Consider the following 11,824-nt stretch of genomic DNA (forward strand, 5'->3'; position numbering starts at 1 on the left):
CGCTTTATCTATCAATGCATATCATCATATATACGAACAAGATCTACAATATTTTTGACTTTCAGTTTATCAAAAATTTTCTTTTTATACGTACTGATGGTCGACATTTTAAGATCGAGGATATTAGAAATTTCTATGTTTCCGTTTCCTTCTGCTAATAATTTAAATATCTGAAACTCTCTTTTTGAAAGCTTCTCTACAGTACGGCTATCTTTAGAATGGGACAGTAACTTATTAACCATTTTAGAGGGATAATAATAGCCTTCTTCAAATATTGCGGTAATTCCTCTTAATATTTCGGATTCTGATGCTCCTTTATTAAGAAAACCTTCCGCTCCCTCCTCAATATACTGAATCCCTATACTTTCATCATAAGTAGAAAATATCATGATTTTAAGATGATCCTGTTTCTCTTTTAGTTCCTTTACCATTGCTTTAAAAACGCCATCTGGCATATCTATATCAAGTATAACCAGATCATATTGTTCTTTAGAGACTTTTTCCTTGGTTTCAATATAGTTTTCTGCAAAATCTATCACACAAGGATATTGAAGTTTCGATTCCAACAGCAGCGCAGTACCCGTTCTCACAATATAATGGTCATCCGCAATGAGTATTTTTTTCATAGTTCTTAGTTTTTGATCATAATTTCCAAAAGGGATCTGTTATTTGACTTTTTGGAAAGTATTTCCTCTTCCGATTTTTAGCAATAAAATGCTATACAACTTGTAGGCCGATACGATCTTTTAAAAATAAATTTCTTTATAATAAAGGTTTTACACACTATTTTCTAATAATTTATTTAGTTTTTGAGAAGATTTATAACTCTAATTGGTAACTCTACTATTCCCTAAATGCATTCAAACTTCTATCTGTATAAAAAATTATTCAGTACACGGTTTTTGGTTGTATTGCCAATTAATATAGATCACGATTCATGGAAACAGCATTTATATTTACGAACTGTATAAAGCCAGATTTGTCTTCTTTAATGATTTTCAGTCTTTTTTCTGTAAATCTGTGATGAACCAGAAACCGCATTAAGGAGTACTGTACATTAAAATAGGAAAAGAAAAAACATAACAGAAGCAAAAAGAACCTCATATAGTGTTGTAAATAAATTTTTTACAAAAGTAGCATTAATAAAACTCACAAAAACATAGAATTATTTCTATATGAATTTAATATTAATTCTACTTTACATACCCAAAATAACAGGCTAAAACACATAAAAAAAGACAGGTCTTAAAAACCTGTCTTTAAACATATTACATTATTTTAATAGAATAATTTATTAAAAATAATAATTCACTATAAATATTTAAATATATACAAATATGAACTCCATTTTTATGCCTCTGAAGAACCCTCTTTTGGAGGTTCATTTTCCAAGGTCATATCATCAAAATTCTTCTTTTCTTTTTTCTCAACGATCTTAATGATCTCCTTTTGAACCTCTTCCGGCTTTCCTTTTAAATAATCTGGTAAGTTAAGTCCGGCCATATTGAACAGATCATTTAATGGCGGAACCGTTTTCATCATTCCGGAAACAAAGTTTGCAGTGGAATTAGCTCCATCTTTACCATTACCACTATCCCATACAGTAACCTTGTCGATCTTAATGTTTTTAACAGCATCCACTTGCGTTCTAACCAACTCAGGAAGCTTTTCAAGTAGTAACAACTGGAATGCACTATTTGCATCACCTCCTGCTGCTTTTACTACCTGATCGTACCCTTCAGCTTGTTTTGTCAGGATTTCATAAAGTCCTTTTGCTTCGGCTTCCATTTTTGCAAATATAGCATCAGCTTCTCCTTTTGCCTGTAATCTTATTTTTTCAGCTTCGGCCTGCGCATCAATAATCATTTTCTGTTTAGAAATCTCAGCAGGAACTACGATGTTTGCCAGTTGTGTGGAGCGTTCTCTTTCTGCTCTTGCCGCTTCGGCTTTTTGCTCTGCAACATAGGATTCTTCTAAGGATCTTGCAGCCTGTACTTTTTCTGCAGCAGTAGCTATTCTTAAAGCTTCAGCTTCTCTTTCTCTCCTTTCGGCATCAGAATTGGCAATCGTAATTTTTGCCTCATTTTCCCCTTTTACAGCAATGGAGTTAGCCAGGGAAGTTGCAATACGTGATTCCTTTGCAGCTTCGGCTTTACCAATTGCTTCATCTTTTCCAGCAGCAGCAATACTTACTTCTCTGTCTTTTTGTGTGATCGCGATTTTAACATCACGGTCTCTCTGGGTTTCAGCAATCTGTGTATCTTTTTCACGGTCGGCAATTGCTTTTCCTGTTTCACCAATTTTAGTTTGTTCTGCTACACTAATAATAGCTTCATTGATAGCTTTAGCCGCCGCTTCTTTACCTAATGCTTCAATATATCCGGATTCATCTCTGATATCCGTTACGTTAACGTTAATAAGCTTTAAACCAATTTTCTTTAATTCGGTATCAACGTTTTTAGAAATGTTATCTAAAAATTTATCTCTGTCAGAGTTAATTTCTTCAATAGTCATCGTAGCAATCACCAAACGCAACTGACCGAATAATATATCTTTGGAAAGTTCCTGAATTTGCTCAGGAGATAATCCTAGCAAACGTTCTGCGGCATTTCCCATAGAATCCGGCTCGGTAGAAATAGCAATGGTAAAACGACATGGTACATCGACACGAATGTTCTGACGCGAAAGCGCATTGGTAAGATTAGCTTCGATAGAAATTGGTTTCAGATCCAGATAAGCAAAATCCTGAATTACAGGCCATACAAAAGCTCCACCTCCGTGAATACATTTTGCAGAGCTCCCTCCTGTTTTACCATAAATAACCAGAATTTTATCTGAAGGACACCTTTTGTATCGCGAAATAAGCGCAAGAAAAGTAACGAATAGTACGACTACTATTACAACTGTTAAAATAAGAGTTCCGGGAATTTCCATATATAGTTTATAAATTATTGATCATCAATTAGACTTTTGCAACGACAAGGATTTTGTCATAAATGTATATCACTCTTACTGAATGACTGGATGGGATACTTTCTTCGGCTTCTGTCATTGCAGGAAGTTCGTGATTGGCACCATTTACAGAGATTAAGATTTTTCCTTTTCCACTCATTTTTGCAGGAATTGTTAGGTAAACCTCCCCAGTTCTTCCGATGAGATTTTCCATTTTAAAAGTATTGTCCTCCGTTAATTTTAAAATCTGAAGAATAAGAATAAAAAATAAAACCAAGAAACCTGTTCCAACGAGAATGGCCACAAAAAAGAGCAATACCTTACTTCCTATAGAATTATAAAATGCTACACCACTCCATCCGAATCCCAGAAGGAAGTTAACTAAATTTCGAAACGAGAATAACTGAAAAGGAGTATCTCCATGGCTAACATCACCTGTGAAATCCGTATGAAGTCCATCAGAATGACCACCCCCTATAAAAGTAAGAACTGTCTGAATTAAAAATATTAAACTGGCACCTAAAGCAATATACCAAAAGCCTTGGTTAAGGGGTTCTAAATTCTCTAAAAATCCAAACATAAGTGTGTGTTTCTCACAAATATAACGAAACTATTTTACAATTTCAAGGAGAGCCCCAACAAAAAAGACAGGCTTTTTTAAGCCTGTCTTTAATATCTATAAATCGTTGTATTACTCTACGCTTATTACTTTTTGGATTTCCGGAGCATGTTGCTTGATTGTATTTTCAACACCTAATTTCAGCGTTGAGAAATTCAAAGAACATCCGGAACAGTTTCCCAAAAGTTTGACATAAACCACATTGTCTTTCACATCAATAAGCTCGATATCTCCCCCGTCTTTATTTAAAAACGGACGAATACTTTCTAAAGCTTCCATTACTCTCGTTACAGTATCTTCGTGTGCTACGTTTGTTTCCATATTTTTCAATTCAATTCGGTTGTTTCAAAATTTAATTTGAAATATTATTTTTTTGCCTTTGGTGAGCATCCGGCCATTGTTGTAATTTTTACAGCTTCAGTAGGTGGAAGGCTTTTATTTCTTTCTACAAGACTTTCTACCATTTTACGTGCTGTCTCAGTATAAATATCTGCAATTTTAGAATTTTCCTGTAGTGCTGCTGGTCTTCCAACATCTCCCGCCTCTCTGATACTCTGGATCAACGGAATTTCTCCCAGTACAGGAATTCCCAGATCATCAGCTAAATATTGTGCTCCTTGGTTTCCAAAGATATAATATTTATTGTCAGGTAATTCTTCTGGTGTAAAATACGCCATATTTTCGATTAATCCAAGAACCGGAATATTGATGCTTTCCATCTGGAACATTGCAATTCCTTTTCTTACATCTGCCAAAGCAACATGCTGAGGTGTACTTACAATTACAGCACCCGTTACAGGTACTTCTTGAATAATTGACAAGTGAATATCACCTGTTCCCGGAGGTAAATCAATTAATAAAAAGTCCAGTTCTCCCCAGTCAGCATCTCTGATCATTTGATTAAGTGCTTTTGAAGCCATCGGACCTCTCCAAACTACGGCCTGGTTAGCTCCTGAGAAATAGCCTATTGAAAGCATTTTCACACCATAGTTCTCTACAGGCTTCATCAGGTTTTTTCCATTTACTTCTACAGAAATAGGCTTCTGTCCTTCAGTATCAAACATGGTAGGAACAGATGGTCCATAAATATCAGCATCTAGTAAACCCACCTTAAAGCCCATTTTAGCTAAAGTAACAGCCATATTTGCTGAAACAGTAGATTTACCTACTCCTCCTTTTCCGGAAGCAATTGCAATAATATTTTGAATTCCTGAAATTTGTTTTCCTTTGATCTGGCTTTGCTGAATTTCGCTTGGCTCTGGAGAAACAATTTTAAGTTTTAAATGAACTTCTTCTCCGAACTCACTGGCAAAAGCCTGCTTCATCGCAGCTTCTAATTTTTTCTTTTCATGCATAGCCGGTGAGTGAGCTGTCATGTCTATATATACATCATTCCCTACAATCTGAAGATTACTTACTAAATCATCTACTTCTATTTCTTTAAGGAAATCTTGAACCTTTTCTTTCGTCAACATAAAATTGCTATAAAATTGTCTACAAATTTACGGATTTTTTCTATAATTTAGAATGAATAAAATCTATAACTCAAGGTGATAAATCGCATGACTAAAAATAGCTTATGTAATTTTTTTAGCCTTGAAATACAAAAAACAAAAAACTCAACCATAGAAAAATGAACACAAAACTAGCTCCATATCCATCTAAATTTGCCTATTCACAGGGTGTTTTTAAAGTTGGAAAAACAAATTTCAAATGGTATAATCTGGCAGATAATCTCGAAAATGTCTCTTCTAAAGACATCATCGATGCTAAAGCATGTATAGAAAATGCAGAGGAAAAATTTCAGGATATTGATGATTTGGGTTTTGTCATTCTTCACCGTTGTGGTGAAAATTATCTACTCCTGGTATGTACATGGAGAAGTGAAAATGAATTATGGGAAAGTGTGTATTATGACGGCTCAGGAAAATTTGAAATCTGGGACAGAAATAAAACCCATCTCCCAACCTACTGCGTATGGGAAATGGGAATTGTATATTATGAATCCCAGGCTTGGAAAAGGTATCTTGGATCATTGAAGGAAGAAAGTGATAAAGAGGATTATTTACAATCCTTTTTTGAAGGAGAAGTATAAAAATATTGACTTTGTAAACAAAGACATTAATAACTGTATCAGTTAGCTCTGTTTTTTTCATCAAATTTCACATCACGATCTGTTCCTTTCACTTTTTTATTTCCAAAAGTATAAGTCGCAGAAAGTGTAAGTCTTCTTGCATCATAATAGTTATTATAAAAATGAGTACCCGTTGTATAGTAAATCTGTCCCCGGCTTCTTGACTGCTTGAATATATCTGATACAATAAGATTCATTTGTAATTTTTTCTCCATTAAACTTAGCTTAAGTCCTGAGGTAAAATTCCCGGCATATTCCATATAAACATTTCCAGAGTTTGACGGTAGGCGGAACCAGTAATTAAAAATCAACTGAATGGTCTTACTTTTATTAAGTGACACATTGTTCTGTAAATTAAAATCATAGCTATTCCCTTTTCTCGATGCGGCATCAGTTAAAAAAACTTTAGTTTCCATGTAAGAAAGATCCGCTGAATAATTAGCTTCCCAGGCTTTAAAGAAAGTATCTGAATAATTCAGTGAAAATCCCATACTGTTTTGATTATAAAAATTGGCAAACGTACTGATCCTGTTTTCTCCCTCAAGGTTCACCAGCTGGTCAAATGCATCCACGGTTCTCTGAAAATAAGAGGATACAGATAACTTCCCTTTATATACATACGAAAGTTCAAAATTATGATTAACAGAAGGTGTTAAGAGAGGATTTCCTGTAAAGTAAGAATTGATATTGATGTACCATCTGTAAGGATTGATCGCCCTAAATCCGGGTCTATTAATTCTCTTGGAGTAGTTGATATTAAATGTATTATTATCATTGGCTTTATAGGAAATATAAGCAGTTGGGAAAAATTTTCCATATGAATTTTCTGTCTGCTGGCCAGATGTAACAGAGTTCCCGTTCACGGTAGAATACTCATATCTAAGTCCTGCTTTGGCTGACCACTTTTCGTTGAATGATTTTTCAAAACTGACATAAGCAGCATAATTTTTTTCGTTATACTCAAAAACATTACTTTTGGCAGGATCGATAATATACACACCATTGATCAGGTTTTGATACGATATATCAGAATTATTATCAAAATTCGTGAATTTTACTCCCATCTCAGTTTTTGCAAACTCATAAGGTAAAGTAAGATCAGCCTGTCCTGAATATATTTTATAATCAACCACCGAAGGAGTCTTTACCACTGAAGGGGTTCCTGAATTTCCGATTGTAGTAAAATCAATATTAGAATCTGGAACATTGGAAAAATAATTTCCTGTGATACTTAGTTTATTATCTTTTTTACCAAATTTAAGATCATAATAAGCGCTTATTGTTTGCTGCTTGCTCTTTCCCCTATGTTCAGCATTGGTGGATAAAGTATTGGTATAATTGCCGTTCTGGAAGTAGTCTGAAGTGTTTACAATATCCATATTGGAATGTGCAAAACCATAATCATAGATAAACCCGGCATTGGATTTATCATTAAACAGATAATCAACACTTAAATTAGCTCCCAATCCATTTCCGAAATCTCTTCTGTCATCTGAACTTTTAAGACCATCTGCTCCTTCTATTCTATAATTTTCATAAGAATGTTTTTCGTAATCATAATGTCTCAACTTCAATGAAGAACGAAGCTTTTCATTCTGATAATTAACTGTGACGTTATTTGAATATCCGGTATAAGTTTGTTGCTGAAGACTTGTCGTAAGACTTCCACTCCATCCAAGGTTTAGATTTTTTTTCAGAACAATATTGATAAGACCACTATTCCCCTGAGCTTCATATTTTGCAGGAGGAGTAGTAATCACTTCTATTTTTTCTATATTTTCGGATCTTAAGCTTCTAAGGTAGTTCACCAATTCGCTTCCTGAAAGGTTCAGTATTCTCTCATTGATCATTACGGCAACTCCGCTTTTTCCTACAATTGACACTCCTGAATTTTCATCTACTTTTACAAGAGGAGTTGTTGTCAGTGCTTCCGTACCATCCATTCCTTGTGATGCAACAGAATTAGAAACATTGAAAACAAGTCTATCAGCCTTCCTTTCAATTAATTTTTTCTTTTTAGTGAGAGTAACTTCTTCAATTTGTTTCTCACGTTTTTTCTCAATGAAAAAGTCTTGCTTCACATTCCCATTTACATCAAGGTTTGTAGCCCATATTTCTTCTCCATCCTGAATAAATTTGATTCTGTAATTGCCATTCTCAAAAAGTTTCAAAGAATAGTTCCCTTTTTCATCCGAGACCGTAGCCTGCTTTTTCTGATCTTTGATTGCAACAATTTCTATCTCTGAAACGATATTCCCATTCTGACTTATTTTCCCTGATATGTTCTGTGATAAAGCAAGAACCGGAAATAGCATAATCAGTGAAAGTAATGTTTTCTTCATATAATAATAGTTTTTAATAAGACAATACAACCCCCTCATTTATTACCTCTCATTCTATAGTTTTTCAATATATTCGCCTGTATAAAATTATGATATGAAAAAAAGCTTAGCATTATTCTCACTACTTGTCACCCAAATTATATATTCCCAAAACTTCTCTCAGTATGTGAATCCTTTTATAGGAACCGGAGGTCATGGACATACTTTTCCGGGCGCTATTGTTCCTTTTGGAATGGTACAGTTATCACCCGATACAAGAGTGGATGGCAGCTGGGATGGCTGTAGCGGTTATCATTATTCCGATTCAGTAATTTATGGTTTCTCTCATACCCATCTTAATGGGACAGGCGTTTCAGATTATGGAGATATTATGCTGATGCCAACCCTGGGAAATCCTAGCCTTAATAACCAGGATTACTCTTCAAAATTTTCTCATAAAAATGAAAAAGCAACAGCAGGATTCTATGCTGTAAAATTGGATAAGAATAATATTGATGTCCGTCTGACAACAACAAAGAGAGTTGGATATCATGAATACACTTTTAATAATGGTGGCAATGCCAATATTATTTTAGATTTAAATCATAGGGACAAGTTGCTTGAAGGTGAAGTAAAGATCATTGATGATAAAACCATTGAAGTTTTCAGAAGAAGTGAAGCCTGGGCAACAAATCAATATATCTATGCGAGAATTGAGTTTTCAAAACCTATGAAAATTTCAAAAAAGGAAACTAACGGAAAGCAGGAAGATCGTCTTTATACGGGAACAAAATTAGCGCTGGCATTTTCAACTTCCGTAAAAAAGGGAGAAAAAATAAATGTGAAGGTTGCAATTTCTCCTACAGGTTATGAGGGAGTAGAAAAAAATATGATCGCTGAAGGTCAGTCCAATAATTTTGAAATGATAAGAAAGCAAGCGGATGGTGATTGGAATAAAGAGTTGTCAAAAATTGAAGTAAAATCCGATGATAAAAACAAACTTAGTATTTTCTATACTGCTATGTATCATGTGTTCACTCAACCTAATATCAATATGGATGTTGACGGAAAATACAGAGGGCGGGATAACAAATTGTATACAGCAAAAGGATTTGATTATTATTCTGTCTTTTCACTCTGGGATACTTTCAGAGCTGCTCATCCTTTAATGACACTACTCGACAGAAAAAGAACAACTGATTTTATCAATACATTTATTAAACAATACGAGCAGGGTGGAAAACTTCCGGTTTGGGAATTGGCTTCCAATGAAACAGAATGTATGATTGGTTATCATTCGGTTTCCGTAATTGCCGATGCAATGGCAAAAGGAATTACAGGCTTTGATTACGAAAAGGCATATGAAGCTTCTAAAAATTCAGCGATGCAGGATATTTTTGGACTGAATGCCTATAAACAAAACAACTATATCAGTATTGATGATGAACATGAAAGTGTTTCGAAAACATTGGAATATGCTTATGACGATTGGTGTATAGCACAAATGGCTAAAATTTTAAACAAAAAAGAAGAGTACCAATATTTCATGAAACGCTCTCAAAACTGGAAAAATCTGTATAATCCGAAAAATGGTTTTATGCAGGCCAGAAAAAACGGAAACTGGTATGAGCCTTTTGAACCAAGAGAGGTTAACAACAATTATACAGAAGGAAACTCGTGGCATTATTCTTATTTTGTTCCCCAGGATATTCCAGGCTTAATTCAGGCTCATGGTGGTAAAGAAAAGTTTGAGCAGTTTATTGATGCAATTTTCTCGGCACCTAATACAACAACAGGAAGGGAGCAGGTAGACATCACTGGTCTTATAGGACAATACGCGCAGGGAAATGAACCAAGCCACCACATTGCCTATTTGTATAATTTTGTCGACAAGCCACAAAAAACTGAAGAAAAAATAAAGTATATCCTTGATCATTTCTACAAAAATGCTCCAGACGGATTGATTGGAAATGAAGATTGTGGGCAAATGAGTGCCTGGTATGTTTTAAGCTCTCTGGGTATCTATTCTGTAACTCCGGGGAAGCCTGAATGGGAAACGGTAACTCCTTATTTTGATGAAGTTAAAATTCATTTGGAAGATGGAACAACCAAAACAATCACAAAAGCTACAAGCAAAGATGAGCTTAAGAAGTTAGGGTTTGAAAACGTTAAGCCTGCAAAAGAATTTAACTATATTGAACAAACTGCTGCACCTGTAATTGCTGCGGACAGGCTTTTTGATTTCTCTACAAAAGTAGAAATCACTCCACTCAATGAAAAAGACAAAGTTTATTATATGACTTTGGATGACAATGATAAAAATGCAAGGAAAGCCTTCACAGCTTATAAAGGACCTTTTACAATCAATAAGACCACTCAGATTTCTGCATACGCTGAAAGAAAGGGAATAAAAAGTTCTGTTACTACCGCAAATTTCAACAGAAGACCCAACCATTGGGATATTACAATAAATTCAAAAGTAAATCCACAATATATGGCAGGTGGAAAACTTGCTCTTATTGATGGAATTAATGGAGATATAAATTGGAGAAAAGGAGAATGGCAGGGCTATCAAGGCCAGACTTTTGAGGCCGTTCTGGATTTTAAATCTCCTCAACAATTTACAAAGTTATCTTCTACCTATCTTCAGGACAGCCGGGCGTGGGTCTTAATGCCTAAAAAAGTAGAATACTACGCCTCTATGAATGGTAAAGATTTCATACTACTGAAAACGGTTGACAATACGGTTGATCCAAAAGATGAAAAAGTTCAGATCAAAGATTTTGAAGCTGATATTTTACCTACGGAAACCCGCTACATCAAAGTAAAAGCATATCACTTTGGAAAACTTCCGGAATGGCATCAGGGTGCCGGTGGAGATTCTTATATTTTTGTCGATGAGATTTCTGCAAAGTAGTTTTTCCTTAGTTTAAAATAAAAGCATCCTTCAAATTGAAGGATGCTTTTATTTTTGTAATTTCGACAACAGGAGAAATTTCCTTGTTATTTTTATGATTCTTATTATTTTAAAAATCAGATTCTTCACTTCGTTCTGAATGACACTCATTACATTATATGCATTCTTTCAGACCACTGTAACTCTTCAGGAAGCTCTATATCCGAGAATTCAATATGAATCACGCGTCTTTTCTTTCCGTTAGTTGTTCTATTTGAACCGTGAAGAAGCAGGGGTTTCATAATCATAACTCCTCCTCTTTCCACTTTACAAATCTCTTCTTTTTCTATTGTCCAATCAATTGTTTCCGGTCTGTAGATTCCTTTAGCATGGGAATTTGAAATTACTTTTAGGGCTCCATTCTCTTCATCAGTATGATCCAAATGAATTCTAAGTGTATAAATATTTTCAAGTACATCTAATGGTGGTTGCACGGCAAATTGATTTTGCTTTGTAGTCCAGGGTCCGAAATCAGGTAAATCCACTTTTTTATCTACAGAAATCGTCAGATCCTGGTGATAAGCTACATACCAATTGGATTTCTCTGGTTTATCAAAATAAATACTTTTCACTACAAAGTATTTTTCACCAAAAATATCTTTTATGATTTCCTTAATACGATCAATGAAAATAGAATCTACTGACTCAGGAGCTTCTTTTAAAAACTGTCTTATCGCAAACAAATCTTCAGACTTCCTGAAAGTATCTTTTGAAGTATCAATATTTTCAATAGTATGGATTATACCTTCAATCTCTTTCTCAGAAAAAACAGCATTAATTATAGTAAAACCTTTTTCCAGAACCTCATTTTGATGGCTCTCCAAGTTATATGTTCTCATCAG

Annotated in this window: 9 protein-coding genes; 2 read left to right on the top strand and 7 right to left on the bottom strand. The window is 34.6% G+C overall.

The genetic code is table 11. The features are described from left to right. Positions 1-11 precede the first annotated feature (11 nt). The 5 genes from JHL15_RS17910 to JHL15_RS17930 form a co-directional block, all read right to left on the bottom strand. Positions 12-626: a response regulator transcription factor gene (locus JHL15_RS17910; protein WP_200247988.1), complete on the bottom strand. Its 615-nt coding sequence runs from the start codon at positions 624-626 to the stop codon at positions 12-14. Between the two features lie 724 nt (positions 627-1,350). After that, entirely contained in the window at positions 1,351-2,934 is a 1,584-nt protein-coding gene (locus tag JHL15_RS17915; protein WP_200247990.1) for a flotillin family protein, read from the bottom strand. 28 nt (positions 2,935-2,962) lie between these two features. After that, the gene (locus tag JHL15_RS17920) at positions 2,963-3,532 is read right to left on the bottom strand and encodes an NfeD family protein (protein ID WP_200247992.1); all 570 of its coding nucleotides are present in this window, start codon (positions 3,530-3,532) and stop codon (positions 2,963-2,965) included. A gap of 111 nt (positions 3,533-3,643) precedes the next feature. After that, positions 3,644-3,892, bottom strand: a complete 249-nt coding sequence (locus JHL15_RS17925; protein WP_200247994.1) for a NifU family protein — start codon at positions 3,890-3,892, stop codon at positions 3,644-3,646. A gap of 44 nt (positions 3,893-3,936) precedes the next feature. Next, the gene (locus JHL15_RS17930) at positions 3,937-5,046 is read right to left on the bottom strand and encodes an Mrp/NBP35 family ATP-binding protein (RefSeq protein ID WP_089027444.1); all 1,110 of its coding nucleotides are present in this window, start codon (positions 5,044-5,046) and stop codon (positions 3,937-3,939) included. A gap of 158 nt (positions 5,047-5,204) precedes the next feature. Between JHL15_RS17930 and JHL15_RS17935 the strand changes: the two genes are divergently transcribed. Further along, complete coding sequence (locus JHL15_RS17935) at positions 5,205-5,666, top strand: hypothetical protein (protein WP_200247996.1); 462 nt, start codon at positions 5,205-5,207, stop codon at positions 5,664-5,666. A gap of 38 nt (positions 5,667-5,704) precedes the next feature. Here the strand turns inward: JHL15_RS17935 and JHL15_RS17940 are convergent, their stop codons facing one another. Then, the gene (locus JHL15_RS17940) at positions 5,705-8,047 is read right to left on the bottom strand and encodes a TonB-dependent receptor family protein (RefSeq protein WP_200247997.1); all 2,343 of its coding nucleotides are present in this window, start codon (positions 8,045-8,047) and stop codon (positions 5,705-5,707) included. A gap of 94 nt (positions 8,048-8,141) precedes the next feature. Between JHL15_RS17940 and JHL15_RS17945 the strand changes: the two genes are divergently transcribed. After that, the gene (locus tag JHL15_RS17945) at positions 8,142-10,943 is read left to right on the top strand and encodes a GH92 family glycosyl hydrolase (protein WP_200248000.1); all 2,802 of its coding nucleotides are present in this window, start codon (positions 8,142-8,144) and stop codon (positions 10,941-10,943) included. A gap of 149 nt (positions 10,944-11,092) precedes the next feature. Here JHL15_RS17945 and JHL15_RS17950 read toward each other — a convergent pair whose 3' ends face one another. Further along, positions 11,093-11,821: a phytanoyl-CoA dioxygenase family protein gene (locus JHL15_RS17950; RefSeq protein ID WP_200248001.1), complete on the bottom strand. Its 729-nt coding sequence runs from the start codon at positions 11,819-11,821 to the stop codon at positions 11,093-11,095. Positions 11,822-11,824: the final 3 nt, after the last annotated feature.

This window comes from Chryseobacterium paridis (assembly GCF_016595215.1).
Classification (GTDB): Bacteria; Bacteroidota; Bacteroidia; order Flavobacteriales; family Weeksellaceae; genus Chryseobacterium; species Chryseobacterium paridis.